The following is a 22,779-nucleotide window of genomic DNA, read 5'->3' as shown; positions in this document are numbered from 1 at the left end:
TTTGCAAAAAAAACGACCGCATTGAAGTGAGGTCGCTTGTTTTTCGGATGCTTACAGCAGGTCGTACTGCTTGAGTTTCTTGCGCAGGGTGCCGCGATTCAGCCCCAGCAGCTCGGAGGCCTTGGTCTGGTTGCCCTTGACGTAATTCATCACGCACTCGAGCAACGGCGCCTCGACTTCCGAGAGCACCAGGTTGTAGACATCAGTGACGGCCGCACCTTCCAGATGAGCGAAGTAGTTGTGCAACGCCTTCTCGACGCTTCCGCGCAGGGTCTGACCCTCTTCGCTCGGCGTATTGAGGTGTTGTTTCAAATTGACGTTGTCGCTCACGGGCGTTGTTCCACTCACTAAAGTCTCAGTCATCATCGTCATGCGGCCACCTCTTCTTCGTTCCCTGCTGGGCGGGATTTATCGCGCTGGGAAAAGAACTCCCGAACGTTGGCGCACTGTGCTTCTGTATCGTCCAAACAGTTGAAAAGGGCGCGAAACTCCCTGGCGCCCGGCAACGTTGCGAGGTACCAGCCGACGTGTTTGCGGGCGATTCGCACGCCCATCACGTCACCATAGAACGTGTGAAGCGCAGCCAGATGCTCTAGCAGAATGCGTTCCACTTCACCGACGGGCAGGCCCGGAAGTTTTTCCCCGGTCTGCAGGTAGTGTTCTATCTCGCGAAAAATCCATGGGCGCCCCTGGGCGGCCCGGCCAATCAACAGCCCGTCGGCGCCGGTAGCGTCCAGGACGTAGCGGGCCTTTTCCGGTGAATCGATGTCGCCGTTGGCAAACACCGGGATGGACACCGCCTGCTTGATGGCGGCGATGGTGTCGTACTCGGCTTCACCGGTGTAGAGATCGGCACGGGTTCGCCCGTGCACCGCCAACGCCTGGATGCCGGCTTGCTCGGCGATTTTGGCGACGGTCAGACCGTTCTTGTTCGCCCGGTCCCAGCCGGTGCGAATCTTCAGCGTGACCGGTACCTCGACTGCCGCGACCACCGCGTGCAGGATTTCGGTCACTAACTGTTCATCTTTCAACAGCGCGGAGCCGGCGGCCTTGTTGCAGACCTTTTTTGCCGGGCAACCCATGTTGATGTCGATGATCTGCGCGCCGAGTTCGACGTTGGCGCGTGCTGCATCCGCAAGCATCTGCGGGTCCCCGCCAGCGATCTGTACCGAGCGTGGCTCGGGATCGCCTTCGTGAATCATGCGCAACCGCGACTTGCGGCTGTTCCAGAGGCTCATGTCGCTGGTGACCATTTCCGAGACCACCAGGCCTGCGCCGAGCTGGCGACAGAGTTGTCGGAAGGGCTGGTCGGTGACACCCGCCATCGGGGCGAGGATCAAGCCGTTTTGCAATGTGTAAGGGCCGATGCGTACCGCCGACATAGGGTGACCTGTTGTGGGGCCGAATCACGAGGTCTGGTCCGAAAAGTGCTTCAGCGCCAATTCAGACGGGACCCAGAGTATGAAAAAGGGTGGGCATGATACCCGCTCTCGATGACTGGATAAAGGCTGAATTGGATAAAATCTGAACAGCTCCGTTCTTATCGCGAACGGTTAGGGTTAGGCCGGTATTGTCATAAAAGTGTCGTCGGATTTCGGGCATCCCGTCCCGCACAGGGTGCTGCATTTCGGTGCGGACAAACCCGCTGAGGGCGGTGTTTTACTCCGGCGAACGAAAGCTCAGGCTGTAATTCGCCGCCTTGGGGCCCGGGTCGAGAATGTCCAGTGCGATATGAATCGGCGTCTGCGGCGGCATCTCGTCCTTGCCCGCCAGCTCGCCGCTCAGGTACTCGCCCGGTTTGAATCGACGACTGGCGATCAATTGACCGGTCGCATCGGCAAAGCGTAGTTCGAGCAGCGGGAACGGCTGGGAAAAGGACGCGCGGTTATAGATGATCGCGTCAACCACCAGCGCACCCTGGAATTCGGGGTGGCTGCGCACGACAAGGTTGCTGCTCTTGAGCAGTTTGATATCGACCTTGGACGGGACCTTGCAGCCGAGTGTCGGGCACAGATCCTGGAAGAGGGGGCGGTACTGATCCTGCCGCGCGAGTTCTTCGAAGTGGTAGGCAACGTATTGCCCGGCCAGCGCGCCCAACGCAATCAGGATCAATAGCATCCACAGCAGACGCCGACCCCAGCGCGGTTTGGGTTTTTGCCAGGACAGCTGCAGCGGGTCATCCGTCAGGTCGACCAGCGCTCTGTCCCGCAGGCCCGGCTCGTTGCGGCCGCCACGCTTGCCATCGGCAGAAGCGCGAGGAGGCTCATCGTCGTCCTCATCGTGACGTGCGCTGAGGCGATCCTGATCATCTTGGGTGTCCAGGGCAGAGAAGCGTTCCGACGACGGCTGATCGTCAGCATCGGCTTGATGCTTGAGCGAATGGGGACGAGCGGGTTCGTCGTCCAGGTCGTCCGGGGTCAGCGAGAATGAAGGCTCGGTGCGATGGCGGTCGTGCTGGTTGATTAGCTCCTCCAGCGGGCCTTCGTCAATCGTGTGGTCGGTGTGCTCTTCGCGTTCCTCGACGACTTCGGCGCGCAGTTCGGGCAACCGGTCCACATCGTCGTGACTCATGCCGTGGGCCCACGACTCCTGCGCGACGTCAGGCTCGTCGCGTCGGGCGCTGAAGGACTCGACTTCGTCGTGATCGCGCGCCTTGCTGACCCGCCCGAAGGACTCGGGCAGCTGAATTTCGCGCTGTTCGAGGCGGGCCAGCTCAACATCGAGATCGTCCAGATCGAGGCTGTCCAGGTCCACCTCACGCTCTTCACGCTTGACCGGCAGCGGCGCTGGCTGGGTCACGACGAGTGACTGCGGCGCGAGGATCTCTGGTTTTTTCTCAACGTTTTCGGCGTTTGGCGCGGAAGGCGACGGCGTTTCCGGAGTTGCATCGGCGCGCTGTTCCAGCAGTTGCTTCGCGGCGTTGAACACCTGCAGGCATGAGCCACAGCGCACCATGCCTCGGGCCACGCTCAACTGAGCGTGACTGACGCGGAAACTGGTCTGGCAATGCGGGCACTGAGTGACGAAGCTGTCGGTCATGCGGGTATCCGGGGTTAAAGAGCGCCTGATGGTTGGATCTTAGGGCAACTGGCTGTCAGCGGCGACGACCGGTGATCCGTACCCAGCCCTCGCGGTTGACGATCGGGTCCAGCTCGAAGGTATCAGCGTAAGCGGCAGCGACTTCATCGCCTTGCTCGGCAAGGATGCCGGACAGCGCCAGACGGCCACCGGGTTTGACCAGGCTCGCCAACTGCGGCGCCAGAGAAACCAGCGGGCCCGCGAGGATGTTCGCCACCAGCACGTCGGCCGGCGCGTGGGGCAGGTCTTCAGGCAAGTACAACGGGAATTTCGCGGCCGGGACGTTGTTGCGGCCGGCGTTGTCGCGCGAGGCTTCAAGGGCCTGGACGTCGATATCGGTGCCGACGGCTTGTTCAGCCCCCAGCAGCAGGGCGGCGATGGCGAGAATGCCGGAGCCGCAGCCGAAATCCAGCACGTTGCAGCCGGCGAGGTTCTGGCCGTCGAGCCACTCAAGGCACAGCGCGGTGGTCGGATGGGTACCCGTGCCGAACGCCAGGCCCGGGTCGAGCAGCAGATTGACCGCCTCGGGCTCCGGCGCGGCATGCCAGCTCGGCACGATCCACAGCCGCTGGCCGAAGCGCATCGGGTTGAAGTTGTCCATCCAGCTACGTTCCCAGTCCTGATCTTCGATCACTTCATGGGTGTGTTCCGGCAGCTCGGCGTCGGTGAGCAATCTCAGGTGAGCGAGCACGTGATCGGCATCGGTGTCGGCTTCGAACAGCGCCAGCAAGTGCGTGTGCGACCACAGCGGCGTGGTGTTCAGCTCTGGCTCGAAGATCGGCTGGTCTTCAGCATCCATGAACGTCACCGATACGGCGCCGACTTCAAGCAGGGCGTCTTCGTAGGTTTCGGCTTGTTCTGGGCTAATGGCGAGACGGACTTGCAGCCAAGGCATGGCGGGTGACCTTCGAGTTGGAAAATTGAAAGGCGGCCGACGGCCACGAAAGACCGGCAAGTTTACGGGGTTCGCGGGGAAACAACAAAGTGGGTGTGGCGATCTGTGGCGTGCCTGTGATTCTGGTGGGGGTGGTGAATAGGTAGGACCGGCTTTAGCCGGGAATGCGTCAGGGGTCACACCACAAACTTGATGTCGGTCACCCCGGCCCCTTCCCGGCTAAAGCCGGTCCCACTGGATAGCGCGACCCGAACAACAGATCGCAGGTCTTAAAAACAACAAAGCCGCTCGAAAGCGGCTTTGTTGGTCTGTAGCACTTACTGGCGGATCAATGCTTGTCAGCGGCCAGCTTGTGTTCCAGGTAGTGGATGTTGACGCCTCCTTCGCAGAAGCCTTCATCGCGGGTCAGATCACGGTGCAGCGGGATGTTGGTCTTGATGCCGTCGACCACGATTTCATCCAGGGCATTACGCATGCGCGCCATCGCTTCATCGCGGGTGGCGCCCCAGGTGATCAGCTTGCCGATCAGCGAGTCGTAGTTGGACGGAACCTTGTAGCCGCTGTACAGGTGCGAATCCACACGCACGCCGTTGCCGCCTGGCGCGTGGAAATGCTTGACCAGGCCCGGACTCGGGACAAAGGTCTTCGGATCTTCAGCGTTGATCCGGCATTCCAGCGCATGCCCGGTGATGACCACGTCATCCTGGGTGTACGACAGCTTGTTGCCGGCGGCGATGCTGAGCATCTCCTTGACGATGTCGATACCAGTGACCATTTCCGATACGGGGTGCTCCACCTGAACACGGGTGTTCATTTCGATGAAGTAGAAGCGGCCGTTCTCGTACAGGAACTCGAACGTGCCAGCGCCACGGTAGCCGATGTCGATGCACGCTTTGACACAGGCCGCGAACACGTCCTTGCGGGCTTGTTCGTCGATGAAGGGCGCCGGCGCTTCTTCCAGGACCTTCTGGTGACGGCGCTGCAAAGAGCAGTCGCGATCGCCCAGGTGGATCGCGTGGCCCTGACCGTCGGAAATTACCTGCACTTCCACGTGACGTGGGTTGGTCAGGTATTTCTCCAGGTAGACCATCGGGTTGCTGAACCAGGCAGCCGCTTCAGCACGGGTCTGCTTGGCCGCTTCGATCAGGTCTTCTTCCTTGTGCACCACGCGCATGCCGCGACCACCGCCGCCGCCAGCGGCTTTGATGATCACCGGATAGCCGACTTCACGGCCGATGCGCAGCGCGGTTTCTTCGTCTTCCGGCAACGGGCCGTCGGAACCGGGAACGGTTGGCACCTTGGCAAGCTTCATGGCGTCTTTGGCGGAAACCTTGTCACCCATCAGGCGAATGGTTTCGGCTTTCGGGCCGATGAACGCGAAGCCGGATTTCTCGACCTGTTCGGCAAAGTCTGCGTTTTCCGCGAGGAAACCGTAGCCCGGGTGAATCGCCGTGGCGCCGGTCAGCTCAGCTGCCGAAATAATGGCCGGAATGTTCAGGTACGACAGATTGGCTGGCGCCGGGCCGATGCAGACGGTTTCGTCTGCCAGGCCAAGGTGCATCAGCTCACGGTCTGCCGTGGAATGGACCGCGACGGTCTTGATGCCCAATTCTTTACAGGCACGCAAGATACGCAAGGCGATTTCGCCGCGGTTGGCGATCAGGACTTTTTCCAACATCGCAGGCTCTCCCCGGTTCAAACGATGGTGAACAGCGGCTGGTCATACTCAACCGGCTGACCGTTTTCTACCAGGATGGATTCGATCGTGCCGCTGACTTCAGCTTCGATGTGGTTCATCATTTTCATCGCTTCAACGATGCAGATGGTGTCGCCTTTCTTGACGGTCTTGCCGACTTCAACGAACGCTGGCGAGCCAGGCGCCGGAGTGCGGTAGAAGGTACCGACCATTGGCGACTTGATGACATTGCCGGCGTACTGTGGAGCAGCAGGTGCTTCAGCGGCGGCGGCCACTGGCGCTGCAACCGGGGCAGGTGCCGGAGCGGCAACCGGAGCAGGCGCGTAGTACTGCTGTGCTGGAGTCTTGCTGTGACGGCTGATCCGTACGGATTCTTCGCCTTCACGGATTTCCAATTCGTCGATGCCGGACTCTTCCAGCAATTCGATCAGTTTCTTGACTTTACGGATATCCATTAATCATCAACTCCCAAGGGACGGTCAGGGGGATTTGGTAGCCGGTTCCGGCGGTCTGGCTCAGTACGGGACTGTGCCGTTCACGCTTTCGAACTCTTGGCCAATTGTTCCAGGGCGGCCTCCAGGGCCAGTCGGTAACCGCTGGCGCCAAGGCCGCAGATCACACCTACAGCAACATCTGAAAAGTAGGAGTGATGGCGGAAAGGTTCGCGCTTGTGCACGTTCGACAGGTGCACTTCGATGAATGGGATGCTCACTCCCAGCAACGCGTCACGTATCGCAACGCTTGTGTGCGTAAAAGCAGCCGGATTGATCAGAATGAAGTCCACGCCTTCATCGCGTGCAGCGTGGATGCGATCGATCAGCTCGTATTCAGCGTTGCTCTGCAGGTACATCAGATGGTGGCCGGCTTCGCGCGCACGCTGTTCCAGGTCCTGGTTGATATCGGCCAACGTGATCGAGCCGTAGATCCCCGGTTCACGGGTCCCCAGCAGGTTCAGGTTAGGTCCGTGAAGAACCAGAAAAGTCGCCATCGAGTGTTCCTTGTTGTTCGCGTTTTCGACGCTCACGCACAAAGTGAGCCGCTGATGGGCAGCGACTATGCCGGAAAGTACGATGGACTGTCCAGTTACCCACAATATTCAGCACGATGCCCGATGTTCGCGCGAAGTTTGTGACCATGACGCTAAATTTGGTCATTTGCTCTAGAAAGGCGCTCTGCGAAGGCTTCGACGTCGATTTCGCCGACGACCCGCACGTTTTCCAGCTCGTTGCCGTTTTTTCCGAAAAACAGCAGTGCGGGAGGGCCGAACAGCTTGTAGCGATCCAGTAGCGCGCGTTGTTCGGCGTTGCTGTCGGTCATGTCGAAACGGACCAGCCTGAACGCTCCCAGCTCACTGGCAATTTTCGGGTCCGGCAGCACTTCATGCTCGATGACCTTGCAGCTGATGCACCAGTCCGCGTACCAGTCGACCAGGACCGGCTGACCTGCGCTTTTGGACTCCGCAAGAATTCGGTCCAGTTCACTCGCCTGGGTCACCGTCTGCCAGCGGCTGTCGGACTTTGGCTGGGCGCCGCTCGCAATGACTTGAGCCTGACCCAGCGGGCGCAGCGGGTCAGTCTGACCACTCAGAGCGCCGTACCAGCACGCGAGGGCGTACACCAGCAGGATCAGACCCAGCAATTGGGCGAGGCGGCCACGGGTGGTTTTTTCGCCCAGATCCAGCGTGCCCAGAAAAATCGCAACGCCGGCCCCCAGCAGCCCGATCAACAGCAACGTGGCTTGCCCCGGAATCACCCGGCTCAGCAAACCGATGGCCAGGGCGAGCAGCAGCACGCCGATGGCGTTCTTGACCGCAACCAGCCATGGCCCGCTTTTCGGCAGCCACGCCGCGCCACCCGTTGCCACCATCACCAGTGGAGCGCCCATGCCCAGGCCCAGAGCGAACAGCTTCAAAGCGCCGCCCAGCGCATCGCCGCTCGCGCTTATATAAAGCAGTGCGCCGGCCAATGGTGCCGAGACACAAGGCGAGACCAGCAGGCTCGACACCACGCCCAGAACCGCCGCTCCCCACAAGGATCCGCCCTGGGTATTGCCGGCGATGCGGTCCAGCCGGTCATTGAGCGCGCGGGGCAGGCGCAGCTCGAACGCGCCGAACATAGCGATAGCGAAGAGCGCAAAAAAACCGGCGAACGGCACGAGGACCCATGCCGACTGCAGGCGAGCTTGCAGGTTGAGACTGGCGCCAAACATGCCCATCAGTGCGCCGAGGATGGCGAAGCAGATCGCCATCGGCAGCACGTAGGCCAGGGACAAAGAGAAACCGCGCAGCCCGCCGATCTGCCCGCGCAGGACCACGCCGGAGAGGATTGGCAGCATGGGCAATACGCACGGCGTAAAGGTAAGCCCGACGCCGGCGAGGAAAAACAGCACCAGTTGTTTCCAGCTGAAGGAGGGTACCGGTTGCTCATTGCCTGATGGCGCCGCAGCCGATGCGTCGGCAGAAGAGGTCGCGCTGCCGCCGATGCTCAGGCGCTCGGTTTCCGGCGGGTAGCAGAGCCCTTTGTCCGCGCATCCCTGATAGGTGACGACTAGCGTGAAAGGGCGGTCGTCCCCGGCTTTGCGCGGCAAGTTGACGTCGAGAATGCCGTGATAGACCTCGACGTCGCCAAAGTACTCGTCGTGTTTCTTTTCGCCGTCTGGCAGTTGGGCGGCGCCGAGGCCGATGTCGGCGGGCTCGGTGCGGAACTGAAAGCGATGGCGATACAGGTAGTAGCCTTCGGTGGCGACAAACTGCAGCTTGATGGACTCAGGGGTGGTGTCGCTCAGGTTTAGCTGGAACGCCTGCCGCACCGGCAGGAAGTCCTTGCTGTTGTCGACTGCTGCGCTGCCCAGTGTGGGGCTCGATCTGTTCTCCAGAAAGCTCGCGCCGACGGCGGGCAGGGCACAGATCAGCAGTAACAGACAAAGCAGGCGGCGCATGGCGGTCTCGCATCACAGAAGTCCGCGCATGATAGCGGAGTGGCTGCGGACGTGCAGGGAGGGCTAGAGTTCTTCGGTCTGCTTCGGTCTGAAAATGATGTAGGACGTAGCGGTCAAACAGTGTCCGGCTGGGTGTGTTTGCTCAAGGGCGACACGGCAACGCGCTCCTCCAGCCCATGCACCTGATTGCGGCCAGCCTTTTTTGCGCGGTACAGCGCTTCGTCTGCTTGCGAGGCCATCATCAGCGCGTCGTCGTCCTCGGCGATTTCCACCACCCCGGCGCTGAACGTGCAGAACAGATCCACGGGCTGCGCGGGGTAGTGGATTTCGGCGAAGCGCTGGCGGATTTCGTCGAGCACGCCGTGGGCGGCTGCCAGATCGGTGTCCGGCATGACCACCGCGAACTCTTCACCGCCATAGCGACCGATGTAATCGGTCTTGCGCAGGCGTTGCTTGAGGAACAGCGCCAGGCTCTTGATTACACGGTCGCCCATGGGGTGGCCGTGGCTGTCGTTGACCTTCTTGAAGTGGTCGATGTCCAGCATGGCGAAGCTCAGCGGCTTGTTCTCCCGCCGCGAGCGGAAGCTGCAATCTTCGAGCAATTGCAGGATGTGCGTGTGGTTGTACAGGCCGGTCAGGCTGTCGCGGACCATGCGCGCTTTAAGGTTGCGTGCCCGCGCCGCGCGATTGCGCACGGTGGTGATCAGGTGGCGAGGCTTGATGGGTTTGGTCAGGAAATCGTCGCCGCCTTCGCTCATCGCATCCAGCTGTTTATCCAGATCGTCCTCAGCCGAGAGGTAGATGATCGGCACGCTGACGTAGCGGTCATTGTGGCGGATCACCTTGGCCAGCTCGGTGCCGGTGCAGCCGGGCATGTACATGTCGAGAATGATCAGGTCAGGCTGAAATTCGGCCAGTTCAGCCATGGTCTTGATCGGGTCGAGCAGGGTCCGGGTGACAATTCCGGCGCCGTTGAGCAAGCGCTCGGTGTGTGTGGCCTGGGCGCGCGAATCGTCGATGATCAGGACCTTGTACGGTTCGTACTGCGCGACCCGGGTCAGGATTTCAATCTTCTCCAGCAGGCTGGACGCCTCAAGCGTGCCGGTCAGAAATTCTTCACCACCGGCGCGCACGGCCGCAAGGCGCGTGGGTGTGTCCGTCTCGTGATGGCTGAAAAACAGCAGCGGCAGTTTTTGCTCCAGTCCTTCCTGCATTTGTGTGGCGAGCTTCAGGCCCTGGCCCGGGCCACCGAAGTCGACATCCATGACGACGGCGGCGGGCAAGCGCTCGGCCATGGTCATGTGGAAGGTGTCGACGTTTGCGAGCGACTGCGCGCTCAGGCCGAAGAACTCCAGCTGCTTGGCCAGACGTTCGCCGCGTTCATGATCCTGCAGCACGATATAGATCGGCTTGCGCAGGGGCGGCAGGGCGGTTTGCTCAAGGCGGTCGCCGTGCCTGAGGCCGGTTCGGGACAGGCGTTGCATCAGGCGATTGAGGTCGGTGATCAGCGCGCTGCTCAAACGGCCTCGGTTGGCCTCGACGTCAAGCAATGCCAGGTTGATAGCGGTCGCCAGTTGCACATGCTCGGCCTGCTCGAAGCGCTCTGCGAAACGCAGCAGGCGCTGGTTGGCCTCGCCGAGTTCAGCCATGTCCGTTGCCGACCATTCACTTTGCTGCAGGCGTTGCCACACCTCAAGAATCTGGCGAGCCTGATGGATAACGCGCTGGGCAAAGTGGTGTTTGAGCCGGTCGCGGCTCGGATCTTCTGCTTCGGTCATGTGCTGACTTCTTTATAGGGGAAACCCCGATATAAATGCTGGCGCTATGCTAGCACTACTTTTCCCGAGTCAGGATGCCGCAAGTCATTTTCTCGTCATTTTTGACGGTTTTATCCGTCAAATTTCTATCTTTAAACGCGTTTGAGTGTTCGAACCAGTTGGTTCGATTCAAGGCCCGAAGCGTGGCCGCGGATAGCGGGGTAGGAGAATGGATGAGGCGCCTTTGGCCGGGGACGTGCTCGACTCAGCTGCTAAACAATTGCACCTGCCACTACATTCCTGCCAAACGCACCTTGCTGTAAGGTTGCGGTCAGAAGCACTGAATTCCGTGATTGAAAGGACAAGGCCATGCTGGATTGGAAGAAGCGCTCGGGCAGCGCGGGAACTGAACGCGTTGACGAAAAGCCGATGGGCAAGGCGCCTCGGGGTTCTCGGGGGTATTGGGGCGGCCTGTTGTTCAGTCGTGCCGTCGGGGCCGTGGTGGGTATTTATCTGGTGGTCACCGTGGTGCTCGGCATCTGGTGGAGCAGCGAACCGCCCCTGTTTCCGGTCCAGCAGCAGGCCCAGGCCGCCGCACAAAGTGAAGGCAAGCAGATGGTGTTGGGTTACACCACTGTCGAAACCCTCAAGACCGTCGCGTCCACTCTGCTGGATAAACCGGGCGGTTACATTTCCAACGATCGCTCTCCGCCCGGCCTGTGGATGGACAACATGCCGAGCTGGGAGTACGGCGTGCTGGTCCAGGTGCGCGACCTGAGCCGCGCACTTCGCAAAGACTTCGCCCGCTCGCAGTCGCAGTCCGCCGAAGACGGCGATCTGGCGCGCGCCGAGCCACTGTTCAACTTCGACAATAAAAGCTGGGTGCTGCCTTCGAGCGAGTCTCAGTACCGCGACGGCATCGCTGCGTTGAGCCGCTACCAGGCGCGACTGTCTGACCCCAATCAAAAGGGCGCGCTGTTCTACACCCGCGCCGACAACCTGAATAACTGGTTGGGCGACGTGGGCACACGACTGGGTTCTCTGTCCCAGCGACTGTCCGCCAGCGTCGGTCGGGTCAAGCTGAATAGCACCCTGAAAACTGAGGCGCAGTCCATGGTCACGGTTAAACCGGGCGAAGTGCCGCAGGTTGACGAAGAAATCGTTGAAACCCCATGGATGCAGATTGACAACGTCTTCTACGAAGCACGCGGTCAGGCCTGGGCGCTGTCACACTTGCTGCGCGCGATCGAAGTCGATTTCGCCGATGTTCTGGCGAAGAAGAATGCAACCGTCAGCGTGCGTCAGATCATTCGTGAACTGGAAGCCTCGCAAGAGCCGATCTGGAGCCCGATGATCCTCAACGGCAGCCCGTTCGGCATTTTCGCCAACCACTCGCTGGTCATGGCCAACTACCTGTCCCGTGCCAACGCGGCGGTGATTGACCTGCGTCAGCTGCTGTCCCAAGGCTGATCGATGAGTGTTTCCGATCAAGAGGCCGCCCACCGTGCGGCCTCCGATGCCGAGCTGATTGCCTGGGTCGATCGTCACGATCAGTTCCTCGGCGCGCTGCCTCGGGCAGAGCTGCGTGAGCGCGGTCTCATCGGACGTGGCACCTATATCCTCCTGTTCAACTCGGCTGGCGAGTTGTGTGTGCATCGACGCACGCTGAGCAAAGCGATTTATCCCGGCTATTGGGATGTGGCGGCGGGCGGTATGGTGCAGGCCGATGAAAGCTACGAGCTCTCGGCGGCGCGTGAACTGGCGGAAGAGCTGGGCGTCTCCGGTGTGCAGCTTGCGGCTCATGAGCGGTTCTTCTTTGATCAGCCGGACAATCGGCTGTGGTGCGCGGTGTTCTCGGCGGTCTGGGACGGGCCACTGAACCTGCAGCCGGAAGAAGTGCTGGAAGCGCGCTTTCTTAGCATCGACCAAGTGCTGCGCGAAACCACTGAAAAGCCTTACTGCCCGGACTCGTTGGCCGCCTTGAAGCGCTATTTGGGAGGCGTCGCAAATGTCCCGTAAATTGGCGCATATTTGCACTTAGCATCAGCGCCTTTTGCCGTTACACTGCGCGACTTTTCACGCCGGACCGCCCTTGCGATCCGGTAGCGCTGCCCCTGCCTGAGTGGGGCTTCGCGGTCGGTTCCTGCCGGCCAGACTTCGCTCCTCAACAAGAGGATTGCCGGTGGCCAAAAAAGCCGCATCCTTCGCCGCCCTCGGTGGCCTGGTATTTTCAACCGATGCCGGTCGGCATTGTCCCGACTGCCGTCAGCCTGTCGACGCCTGCACCTGCAAAAGCACGCTCATCCCGGAAGGTGATGGCATCGCCCGCGTGCGCCGTGAAAGCAAAGGCCGCGGCGGCAAGACCGTCACGACCGTCACCGGCGTTCCGCTGGCCGAGGACGCGCTCAAGGACCTGGCAAAGACGCTCAAGCAACGTTGCGGAACCGGCGGCGCGCTGAAGGATGGCGTGATCGAGATCCAGGGTGACCACGTCGAAACGCTGTTGGCCGAGCTGGTCAAGCAGGGTTTCAAGGCGAAGAAGTCGGGCGGTTGAGCCGTCTGTTTCGAGCCCGTTGATTTTTGTCGTCGGTCTGGCCGCATTCATCCCGGCAAACTCTGCTGCACAATGCGGGTCTATTGCCCCACAGCGAGCAGGCGCCAAACCGTCATTTCCACGCTCTACACTGCGCCCAGCCGGTCAGGCCGGGGCTTTATGACTTTTCTATAGGGGACTTTGATGTCCGTACGACGCACACGCAAAGACGATGGCAGCCAATGGACCGTGGCAGACAGCCGCAGTGTCTACGGGATCCGTCATTGGGGGGCCGGTTATTTCGCAATCAATGAAGCCGGCCGCGTTGAAGTTCGCCCCAACGGGCCGACCAGTTCGCCCATCGATCTTTACGAGCAGGTCGATCAGCTGCGCAAGAGCGGCTTGTCCCTGCCACTGCTGGTGCGCTTCCCTGACATTCTGCAGGACCGCGTGCGCCAGCTGACCGGTGCGTTCGACGAGAACATCGCCCGCCTGGAATACCAGAGCAAATACACCGCGCTGTACCCGATCAAGGTCAACCAGCAGGAAGCGGTGGTGGAAAACATCATCGCCACGCAGGACGTTTCCATTGGTCTCGAAGCCGGCTCCAAGCCTGAGCTGATGGCCGTGCTGGCGCTGGCGCCGAAGGGTGGCACCATCGTCTGCAACGGCTACAAGGACCGCGAGTTCATTCGTCTGGCCTTGATGGGTCAGAAGCTGGGCCACAACGTCTTTATCGTCATCGAGAAAGAATCCGAAGTCGAACTGGTCATCGAAGAAGCCGCCGAGCTGAAGGTCGCGCCGCAAGTGGGTCTGCGTGTGCGCCTGTCGTCCCTGGCGTCGAGCAAGTGGGCCGACACCGGCGGCGAGAAGTCCAAGTTCGGGCTGTCCGCCGCGCAGTTGCTGTCGGTCGTCGACCGCTTCACCAAGGCAGGCCTCGATCAAGGCATTCGTCTGTTGCACTTCCACATGGGTTCGCAGATTGCCAACCTGGCTGACTACCAACACGGTTTCAAGGAAGCGATTCGCTACTACGGTGAGCTGCGCAACCTCGGCCTGCCGGTGGACCACATCGACGTGGGTGGCGGTCTGGGTGTGGACTACGACGGTACGCACTCGCGCAACGCCAGCTCGATCAACTACGACATGGACGATTACGCCGGTGTCGTGGTCGGGATGCTCAAGGAGTTCTGCGACGCGCAGGGCCTGCCGCATCCGCACATTTTCTCGGAAAGCGGCCGTTCGCTGACCGCGCATCACGCCATGCTGGTGATCCAGGTCACGGACGTCGAGCGTCACAACGACGAAGTGCCGGAAATCACTGACAAGGAAAGCCTGCCGGAAACCCTGCAGTGGCTGATCGATCTGCTCGGCCCGACCGACATCGAAATGGTCACCGAGACCTACTGGCGTGCCACGCACTACATGAGCGACATCGCTACCCAGTATTCCGACGGCAAGATCACCCTGGCGCAAAAAGCCCTGGGCGAGCAGTGCTATTTCGCGGTGTGCCGTCGTTTGCACAACTCGCTGAAAGCTCGTCAGCGTTCCCATCGTCAGGTGCTCGACGAACTCAACGACAAGCTGGCCGACAAGTACATCTGCAACTTCTCGGTGTTCCAGAGCCTGCCGGACACCTGGGCGATCGATCAGGTGCTGCCGATCATTCCGCTGCATCGTCTGGACGAGGAGCCGCTGCGTCGCGCCGTGCTGCAAGACCTGACCTGCGACTCCGACGGCAAGATCAATCAGTACGTAGACGAACAGAGCATCGAGACCAGCCTGCCGGTTCACTCGTTGAACGAGGGTGAGGATTACTTGCTGGGCGTGTTCCTGGTCGGTGCGTATCAGGAAATTCTGGGCGACATGCACAACCTGTTCGGTGACACCGATTCGGTGAACATCTATCAGAACCAGGATGGCAGTGCATATTCGGCCGGGATCGAGACCCACGACACCATCGAAGACATGCTGCGTTACGTGCACTTGTCGCCGGAAGAACTGATGACCCATTACCGGGACAAAGTCGCCAGCGCCAAGATCACACCGCGTGAACGCACCCAGTTTCTGGACGCATTGCGCCTGGGCCTGACGCGGTCGTCCTACCTGTCGTCGTGATGATGTAGCTACTCCAATAAACGGGCCCTTGTGGCCCGTTTTCGTTGTCTGCACAGTCAGGCGTCCTTCACGGTTCCGGGAGCATGAACGATGATCAAACTGGCGCTCAAGGCAGCGTTCGCCGCCTGGCTGATGACCCTGTTGATGGCCTGCACGCCGTTGAAAGTGCTGAACGCATTCACTCCAAGCAGCACGTTCAGCAGAACGTCCGATCTGGCGTACGGCCCGGACCCGCGCAATAAACTCGACATCTACACGCCTAAAGATGCAGCGCCGCACGCGCCGGTCGTCGTGTTCTTCTATGGTGGCAGCTGGACCAGCGGATCGCGGGGTGACTACGCCTTCGTCGGTGAGGCGCTCGCGTCCCGGGGCATCGTTGCCGTGCTGGCGGATTACCGGTTGTACCCGCAAGTGCATTATCAGGAGCTGCTGCAGGACAGTGCCCAGGCGGTGGTCTGGACCCGCGCGCACATTCGTCAGTTCGGCGGTGACCCGGCGAAGTTGTATGTGATGGGCCACAGTGCCGGGGCCTACAACGCGGCAATGCTGGCCCTCGATCCGCAATGGCTGGCTGCAGCGGGCGCCACGCCTTCCATCATCAAAGGCTGGATCGGTCTGGCCGGGCCCTATGATTTCCTGCCCATCGAAGACGCAGAAGTGAAGCCGGTGTTTTACTTCCCGAATTCGCCACCCGACTCCCAGCCGATCAACCATGTCAGCGCAGCGTCACCGCCGGCGCTGCTGATCGCTTCCGCCGACGATACGGAGGTGAACCCGCAACGCAACACGGGGGGCATGGCCAGTCGTTTGCGCGCTGAGGGCGTGTCAGTGCGCGAGGTGTATTTCTCTCGCACCAGTCACCGCACGCTGGTGGGTGCACTTGCCCGCCCGTTGCGCAGCTTGGCGCCGGTGCTGGAGGAAGTTGTAGCGTTCATCCACGCCCAGGATCAGGCGCAGGTGTCGAGCGCTTCGATCAGCCACTGAACCAGGCGCCGCTGCGGTTGAGCTTAAACGCCAGATACCCCAGCGTCAGCGCCCTCAATGCCATGAACAGCAAAAACACCCGCCACAGACCGTGATTGCCAAACCCGCTTGCCAGCCAGGCGAACGGTGCGGTGATCAAGGCCGTGACAACCATCGCGTTGCGCATCTCGCGAGCACGCGTGGCGCCGATGAAGAGGCCGTCGAGCAAATAACTCCAGACCGCGACAAAGGGCAGCACGGCGAGATAAGGCAGATAAACGAAGGCGATGTCACGCACTGGGGCGATGTCGGTCTGCATCTCGATGAACAGGTGCCCGCCGAGCAGAAACAGCCCCACAAACGCGACGCTGCAGATCAGCGACCAACCTCCGGAGACATTCAGCGAGCGCCGCAATGCCTCGCGATCCCGTGCGCCGATGGCGTGTCCGCAGAGGGCTTCAACGGCGTGGGCCAGTCCGTCCAGCGCATGTGCCATTAGCAACAGTCCGTTGAGCAGCAGCGCATTGGCGGCCACGGTCGCATCGCCCAGTCGCGCGCCTTGCACGGTGATCAAAAAGAACACCGATTGCAGAATCAGGCTGCGAATGAAGATATCGCGATTGACCGTGAGCAGCGGCCGCCAGCTCTGCCAGCGCTTGAGTGCGGACACTGCCAGCTGTCCCGGGTATGCGCGCAGACCTCTGTGGGTAAGGGCAAGGCCAAGCAATGCGCCGGTCCATTCGGCGATGACCGACGCACGGGCGCTGCCGACCACGTCCCAGTCCAGGCCCATGACGAACCACAGGTTCAGTGCGATGTTGACCAAGTTGGTGGTCAGCAGAATCGCCAGCGGCGCTCGGGCGTTTTGCAGCCCGAGAAACCAGCCTACCAGCGCGTAACTGGCCAGTGCGGCAGGTAAGCCGAACAAGCGGGTATGGAAGAAGTCGCGGGTCAGCTCGTTAAGGTCGTCCGAAGGCTGCATCATCTCCAGCGCCAGGTGCTGGAACGGCAAGCCGATCAGCCCCAGCAGCACGGAAAATCCCATCGCCAGCAGCAAGCCCTGCAACAGCACCTGGCGCAGCGCCGCGCCATCATTGCGGCCGGCGGCCTGGGCGGCAAACCCGGTCGTGCCCATGCGCAGGAAACCCATGGCCCAAGCGAGGAAGCTGTACAGCGTGCCGCCGACCGCCACCGCGCCAAGTTGGTGGGCGTGGGGCAGGTGACCGATCACCGTGCTGTCGACCAGTGAAACCAGCGGCACGGAGATATTAGACAGGATCATCGGTGCGGCCAGCGCCCACACCTGCCGATGCGTCGCGCGCTGACGCCAGTCGTTGAAGAAGTTGGACATGAAGGCTCCCGGGCAAGCGCGCGAGTGTAGCGATGACGACGCGTGAATGCAGGACTTCTGCATTCCCCCATATTGGGGCGCACCCTGGATATCGAGCCGACCCCCGATCATGTGGGAGCTTGCTCGCGAAAGCGTCAGTACATCCGACGCATCTCTATCTGTAGTGAAAATGTCTTCGCGAGCAAGCTCGCTCCCACCCGTCCTGGGGTGTGCTTGAGAACTCGAGCCGACCCCCGATAGTGTGGAAGTGAGCTTGCTCACGAAAGCGTCAGTACATTCAGCGCATCTCCATCGGGAGCGAAAATGCCTTCGCGAGCAAGCTCGCTCCCACCGGTGCCCGAGCGTGGCCGAGAATTCGAGCCGACCCCCACAAGGGTTGGCTGCAGCCATCGTTGAGTTTTCCTCCCTGAGAACAAACGCACAAACCCACGGTCTATCTGCGCGCCGCGCTTTACGATTGCAAAAGCGGTGCTATAACTTCTGCTCCCTCATCGCTGCCGTCCAAATGAGTGCCTCATGCTAAACAAAGGATTGTTCCTGGCCTGCGCGCTGGTACTGCTCAGTGCCTGCGATTCGTCTTCTTCCGATAAACCCGCGCCTGCCGTTGCCACCCCTCCTGCTGCCGTGGCCTCTTCAAGCGCCGAGTCGGCGAAGCCCAAACCGGCAGTGGACATTCCTGCGCTGAGCAAGCGCTACGCCGGCCGTGAGTTGACGGTGGTGGACGTCTCCGAAGTTCAGCTCGATGGCGCCAGCACGCTGTCGTTGAGCTTCTCGGTGCCCTTAAACCCCGATCAGAAATTCGCTGAAAAAGTGCACTTGGTCGACAGCAAGGATGGCAAGGTGGATGGCGCCTGGGAGCTGTCGGACAACCTCATGGAGCTACGCCTGCGTCACCTCGAGCCCAAGCGCAAACTGGTGCTGACCATCGACCCGGGTCTGGTGGCGGTGAACAACAACACCCTGGCCGCAGAATATTCCGCACGGCTGGAAACGGCTGACCTCCAGGCGACCGTGGGTTTCGCCAGTCGCGGCAGCCTGCTGCCCACCCGGCTCGCTGAAGGCCTGCCGGTGATCGCGCTGAACGTTGATAAAGTCGACGTCGAATTCTTCCGCATCAAGCCTGAGTCACTGCCTGCGTTTCTTGGCTCCTGGGAAGGCTCGTCCAGCCTTGAGAGCTACCAATCCAAAGAACTGCTGCCCCTGGCCGATCTGGTCTACAGCGGCCGTTTCGACCTGAACCCTGCGCGCAACACCCGCGAGACCGTACTGCTGCCAATTTCGGGCCTCAAACCGCTGCAGCAGCCGGGCGTTTATCTCGCCGTGATGCGCGCCTCCGGGACCTACAACTACACGCAGCCGGCCACGCTGTTCACCCTCAGCGACATTGGTCTGTCGGCGCACCGTTACGCCAATCGCCTGGACGTCTTCACTCAAGCGCTGGAAGGCGGCAAAGCCCTGAGCGGCGTTGACGTCGAACTGTATGACGAGAAGGGCCGCGTGATCGGCCAGGGCAAGACCGACAACGCTGGCCACGCCGAGCTGCCATTGCCGGCCAAGGCTGAAGTGCTGCTGGCGCATCAGGGCGAGCAGACCAGCATGCTGCGCCTGAACAGCGCCGCGCTGGATCTGGCGGAATTCGACATCACCGGGCCCAAGGCCCACCCGCTGCAATTTTTCATCTTCGGGCCGCGCGATCTCTATCGACCGGGCGAAGTGGTGCTGCTCAACGGCTTGCTGCGTGACAGCGACGGCAAGAGCGTGAAACCTCAGCCGATCACTGTGGAAGTGCGTCGCCCGGATGAGCAGGTCAGTCGCAAGTTCGTGTGGGACGCTGACGCCACCGGGCTTTATCAATATCAACTGCAGCTGTCGGAAGAAGCACCGACAGGTCGCTGGCAACTGGTGTTTGATCTGGGTGACGGCAAGCCGCAGCTGTATGAATTCCAGGTCGAGGACTTCCTGCCGGAGCGCATGGCGCTGGAACTCAAGGGCAGCGACACCCCGCTGGCGCCCGATGCGCCGTTCGATGTGGCGATTACCGGTCGATACCTCTACGGCGCACCCGCGTCGGGCAATCGCCTGAACGGTCAGCTGTATGTGCGTCCTCTGCGGGAAGCCGTGCCCGGTCTGCCGGGTTATCAGTTTGGTTCGGTGACCGAGGAAGACCTCAAGCAAGACCTGGAGATCGAAGACAGCACGCTCGATGCCAACGGCAAGCTCGACCTGAGTATCGACAGCCAGTGGGCCAAGGCCCGTTCACCGCTGGAGCTGGTGCTGCAAGCCAGTTTGCAGGAGTCGGGTGGGCGTCCGATCACGCGGCGACTGACCCAGCCGGTCTGGCCCGCCGATGCGATGCCGGGGCTGCGTGGTTTGTACGACGGCGAAGCCACCGACGGCGACGGGCCGGTTGAATTCGAAGTGCTGATGGCCGACGTCCAAGGCCACAAGCTGGCCGCCGACAACCTCAAGGTGCGGCTGGTGCGCGAGCGCCGCGATTACTACTGGAACTACTCCGACAGCGATGGCTGGAGCTACCACTTCAACGAGAAGTTTCTCAACCTGTCCGAAGAAACCCTGAGCGTGAAGAAGGACTCGACGGCGAAAATCAGCTTCCCGGTGGAGTGGGGCCCTTATCGCGTCGAAGTCGAAGATCCAGCCACCGGCCTGATCAGCAGCGTGCGTTTCTGGGCCGGTTATCGCTGGCAGGACAATGCCGAAGGCGGCGCTGTGCGTCCCGACCAGGTCAAGCTGGCGCTGGACAAACCGGCCTATGCCGACGGCGACACCGCGAAAGTGACGGTCACGCCGCCGTCTGCGGGCAAGGGCTATCTGTTGGTGGAATCGAGCGAAGGGCCGCTGTGGTGGCAAGAGATCGATGTGCCCGCAGAAGGCAAAACCTACGACATCCCGGTGGACAAGAAGTGGGCGCGGCATGACCTTTACGTTAGCGCGTTGGTGATTCGTCCAGGTGAGCGCAAGGCCAACGTCACGCCGAAACGCGCCGTGGGCGTGCTGCATCTGCCGCTGGACCGCTCGCAGCGCAAGCTGGCGCTGACGGTAACAGCACCCGAGAAGATGCGGCCCAAGCAGCCGCTCAAGCTGAAGGTCAACGCGAAAAACGCCGACGGTACGGTCCCGAAGAGCGTGCATGTGCTGGTCGCTGCGGTGGACGTCGGCATTCTCAACATCACCGAATACGCCACGCCGGATCCGTTCGCGGCGATGTTCGGGCGCAAGGAATATGGCGCCGATCAACTGGACATCTACGGGCAGTTGATCGAGGCCGGGCGTAATCGTCTCGCCAGTCTGGCCTTCGGCGGTGACGCGGCGCTGGCCAAAGGCGGCAAGCGGCCGGAAACCAGCGTCACCATCGTCGCCCTGCAAAGCGCGCCGGTGACTCTGAACGAGCAGGGCGACGCGGAAGTCAGCGTCGACATCCCGGATTTCAACGGTGAACTGCGGATCATGGCCCAGGCCTGGACCGACGAGCGCTACGGCATGGCCGAAGCCAAAACCGTGGTGGCGGCGCCGCTGATTGCCGAGCTGTCGGCGCCCCGATTCCTGGCGGGTGGCGACCAGACCAAGGTGGCGCTGGACCTGTCGAACCTGTCGGGCAAGGCGCAGAAGCTCAACGTGCAAGTCGTGGCTGAAGGGCAGTTGAGTCTGGCTGAAGGCGACGGCTCCAAAGCCGTCAGCCTGAATCAGGGGCAGCGAACCACGTTGCAGATTCCGGTCAAGGCGTTGGGCGGTTTCGGTCAGGGCGTCATCCGGGTCACGGTCAACGGCCTGGACCTGCCGGGTGAGAACCTGCCGGCCTTCAGCCGCGAGTGGACCATCGGCGTGCGCCCTGCGTACCCGGCGATGCTCAAGCAATACCGCGCAGTGCTCAAGGATCAGGCATGGAGCCTGCCGGACGGCGCGCTTGAGGCGTTCGAACCAGCGGGACGCGAGGCGCTGCTGTCGGTGTCGAGCCGTCCGCCGTTGAACCTCGGCGAACAGATCCGCGCGCTGAAAGCCTACCCCTACGGTTGCCTGGAGCAGACCACCAGCGGCTTGTACCCGTCGCTGTACGCTGACGCCGCAACGCTCAAGCGTTTAGGCCTGCAAGGCGAATCCGATGCCGACCGCAAGCGCAAGATCGAGCTGGGCATCGAGCGATTGATCGGTATGCAGCGCTACAACGGCAGCTTCGGCCTGTGGGCGGCGGACGGCGAAGAGGAATACTGGCTGACCGCGTACGTCACCGACTTCCTGCTGCGCGCCCGCGACCAAGGCTTTGCCGTGCCGCCGGATGCGCTGAAAAAGGCCAACGAGCGCCTGCTGCGCTACTTGCAGGAGCGCAATCAGATCGAGGTCAATTACAGCGAAAACGCCGATCACACCCGTTTCGCCGTGCAGGCCTACGCCGGTCTGGTGCTGTCGCGCAGTCAGCAGGCGCCGCTGGGTGCGTTGCGCAGCTTGTTCGACCGCCGCAGCGATGCGCGATCGGGTCTGCCGCTGGTGCAGCTGTCCATCGCGCTGGAAAAAATGGGCGACAAACCCCGCGCCGATCAGGCTTTGCTTGCCGGGCTCGCGGCCGGTCGCAAGGCCAACGACTGGCTCGCCGATTACGGTAGCCCGCTGCGTGATCAGGCGTTGATTCTGTCGTTACTGGAAGAAAACAAACTGGCGCCGGACAGGGTCGAGGAGCGGCTGTTTGCGCTGTCCGATCAGGTCGCGGCGAACCGCTATCTGTCGACCCAGGAGCGCAATTCGCTGTTCCTCGCCGGTCGCGATCTGCTTGGCAAGCCGGAAGGCAAATGGGCGGCGACCTTGACCAGCGGCAGCAACAATCGCGAACTGAGCAACGATCAGCCGGGCGTCAAGCTCGACAGTTCGGTGCTGGCCGCGCCGTTGACGGTGCAGAACACCGGTGGCGACACGCTGTACCAGCAGATGACGATTTCCGGTTATCCGTCGCAGCCGCCTGCGGCCGGGGGCGAGAACCTGTCTATCAGTCGCGACTACTTGGGTATGGACGGCGAGGCGCTGAATCTCAATGGCTTGAAGAGCGGTGAACTGGTCCTGGTGCACCTTGAGATCAAGGCCAAGGAGCGCGTGCCGGATGCGTTGGTAGTGGATCTGCTGCCCGCAGGTCTGGAGATCGAAAACCAGAATCTGGCGCAGAGTTCGGCGAGTCTGGAAGACGCCAGCGAGTCGGTGAAGCAGTGGCGCGAATCGATGGAAAACGCTGGCGTGAAGCATCAGGAATTTCGCGGCGATCGTTATGTGGCTGCGGTGGATCTGGAGGGCTTCAACACCGTGCACCTGCTGTATCTGGCGCGGGCTGTAACGCCGGGCGTGTACCGCGTGCCGCCGCCGCAAGTGGAGTCGATGTATCGGCCGAACTGGCAGGCATTGGGCGAAGCGCCGGCGCAGTTGGTGGTGAAGGGCAAGAAGTAGTGATTACGC

At 61.5% G+C, this 22,779-nt stretch carries 16 protein-coding genes; 6 read left to right on the top strand and 10 right to left on the bottom strand.

Annotation, left to right across the window (positions count from 1 at the left end):
* Positions 1 to 51: 51 nt before the first annotated feature.
* From fis to QWI20_RS01130, 9 genes are all read right to left on the bottom strand, one after another.
* The gene (gene fis / locus QWI20_RS01170) at positions 52 to 372 is read right to left on the bottom strand and encodes a DNA-binding transcriptional regulator Fis (protein ID WP_007907419.1); all 321 of its coding nucleotides are present in this window, start codon (positions 370 to 372) and stop codon (positions 52 to 54) included.
* A complete protein-coding gene (dusB, locus tag QWI20_RS01165) occupies positions 369 to 1,382 on the bottom strand; it encodes a tRNA dihydrouridine synthase DusB (RefSeq protein ID WP_369303793.1) in 1,014 nt (337 codons plus the stop codon). The genes fis and dusB overlap by 4 nt, the downstream gene beginning before the upstream one ends.
* Before the next feature lie 277 nt (positions 1,383 to 1,659).
* The gene (locus tag QWI20_RS01160) at positions 1,660 to 3,039 is read right to left on the bottom strand and encodes a DUF3426 domain-containing protein (RefSeq protein WP_369303792.1); all 1,380 of its coding nucleotides are present in this window, start codon (positions 3,037 to 3,039) and stop codon (positions 1,660 to 1,662) included.
* A gap of 55 nt (positions 3,040 to 3,094) precedes the next feature.
* Positions 3,095 to 3,973 (bottom strand): 50S ribosomal protein L11 methyltransferase, encoded by an 879-nt coding sequence (gene prmA, locus QWI20_RS01155; RefSeq protein ID WP_369303791.1) that lies wholly within the window; start codon positions 3,971 to 3,973, stop codon positions 3,095 to 3,097.
* Between the two features lie 328 nt (positions 3,974 to 4,301).
* Positions 4,302 to 5,651 carry an acetyl-CoA carboxylase biotin carboxylase subunit gene (gene accC, locus QWI20_RS01150; protein ID WP_192173435.1) on the bottom strand — a complete coding sequence of 450 codons (1,350 nt, stop codon included), beginning with the start codon at positions 5,649 to 5,651 and terminating at the stop codon, positions 4,302 to 4,304.
* Positions 5,652 to 5,668: 17 nt separating this feature from the next.
* Positions 5,669 to 6,124, bottom strand: a complete 456-nt coding sequence (accB, locus tag QWI20_RS01145) for an acetyl-CoA carboxylase biotin carboxyl carrier protein (RefSeq protein WP_369303789.1) — start codon at positions 6,122 to 6,124, stop codon at positions 5,669 to 5,671.
* 80 nt (positions 6,125 to 6,204) lie between these two features.
* On the bottom strand, positions 6,205 to 6,657 hold the full coding sequence (gene aroQ / locus QWI20_RS01140; protein WP_074890452.1) for a type II 3-dehydroquinate dehydratase: 453 nt from the start codon (positions 6,655 to 6,657) through the stop codon (positions 6,205 to 6,207).
* Between the two features lie 152 nt (positions 6,658 to 6,809).
* Positions 6,810 to 8,606, bottom strand: a complete 1,797-nt coding sequence (locus QWI20_RS01135) for a protein-disulfide reductase DsbD (protein ID WP_369303788.1) — start codon at positions 8,604 to 8,606, stop codon at positions 6,810 to 6,812.
* Between the two features lie 113 nt (positions 8,607 to 8,719).
* Entirely contained in the window at positions 8,720 to 10,384 is a 1,665-nt protein-coding gene (locus QWI20_RS01130) for a diguanylate cyclase (protein ID WP_369303787.1), read from the bottom strand.
* Between the two features lie 348 nt (positions 10,385 to 10,732).
* Here QWI20_RS01130 and QWI20_RS01125 point away from each other — a divergent pair, with 348 nt between their 5' ends.
* The 5 genes from QWI20_RS01125 (at position 10,733) to QWI20_RS01105 (ending at position 15,998) form a co-directional block, all read left to right on the top strand.
* On the top strand, positions 10,733 to 11,833 hold the full coding sequence (locus tag QWI20_RS01125; protein ID WP_369303786.1) for a DUF2333 family protein: 1,101 nt from the start codon (positions 10,733 to 10,735) through the stop codon (positions 11,831 to 11,833).
* A gap of 3 nt (positions 11,834 to 11,836) precedes the next feature.
* Positions 11,837 to 12,382, top strand: coding sequence for an NUDIX hydrolase (locus QWI20_RS01120; RefSeq protein ID WP_369303785.1), 546 nt, complete (start codon positions 11,837 to 11,839; stop codon positions 12,380 to 12,382).
* A 163-nt stretch (positions 12,383 to 12,545) separates the two neighbouring features.
* Positions 12,546 to 12,917 (top strand): translation initiation factor Sui1, encoded by a 372-nt coding sequence (locus tag QWI20_RS01115; protein ID WP_265387285.1) that lies wholly within the window; start codon positions 12,546 to 12,548, stop codon positions 12,915 to 12,917.
* A gap of 183 nt (positions 12,918 to 13,100) precedes the next feature.
* Positions 13,101 to 15,014, top strand: coding sequence for an arginine decarboxylase (speA, locus tag QWI20_RS01110; protein WP_369303784.1), 1,914 nt, complete (start codon positions 13,101 to 13,103; stop codon positions 15,012 to 15,014).
* 90 nt (positions 15,015 to 15,104) lie between these two features.
* A complete protein-coding gene (locus tag QWI20_RS01105; protein WP_369303782.1) occupies positions 15,105 to 15,998 on the top strand; it encodes an alpha/beta hydrolase in 894 nt (297 codons plus the stop codon).
* Here QWI20_RS01105 and QWI20_RS01100 read toward each other — a convergent pair.
* Entirely contained in the window at positions 15,988 to 17,328 is a 1,341-nt protein-coding gene (locus QWI20_RS01100) for an MATE family efflux transporter (RefSeq protein ID WP_369303781.1), read from the bottom strand. The two genes, QWI20_RS01105 and QWI20_RS01100, sit on opposite strands and share 11 nt — an antisense overlap.
* 516 nt (positions 17,329 to 17,844) lie before the next feature.
* On the opposite strand from QWI20_RS01100, the gene QWI20_RS01095 reads away from it, so the two are divergent.
* Positions 17,845 to 22,770 carry an alpha-2-macroglobulin gene (locus QWI20_RS01095; RefSeq protein WP_369303779.1) on the top strand — a complete coding sequence of 1,642 codons (4,926 nt, stop codon included), beginning with the start codon at positions 17,845 to 17,847 and terminating at the stop codon, positions 22,768 to 22,770.
* The last annotated feature ends 9 nt before the right edge of the window (positions 22,771 to 22,779 follow it).

Source organism: Pseudomonas sp. W2-17 (assembly GCF_041060445.1).
In the GTDB taxonomy this organism is placed as follows: Bacteria; Pseudomonadota; Gammaproteobacteria; order Pseudomonadales; family Pseudomonadaceae; genus Aquipseudomonas.
The sequence above is the reverse complement of the archived record's forward strand: the minus strand, read 5'-3'. Positions and strand labels throughout refer to the sequence as shown.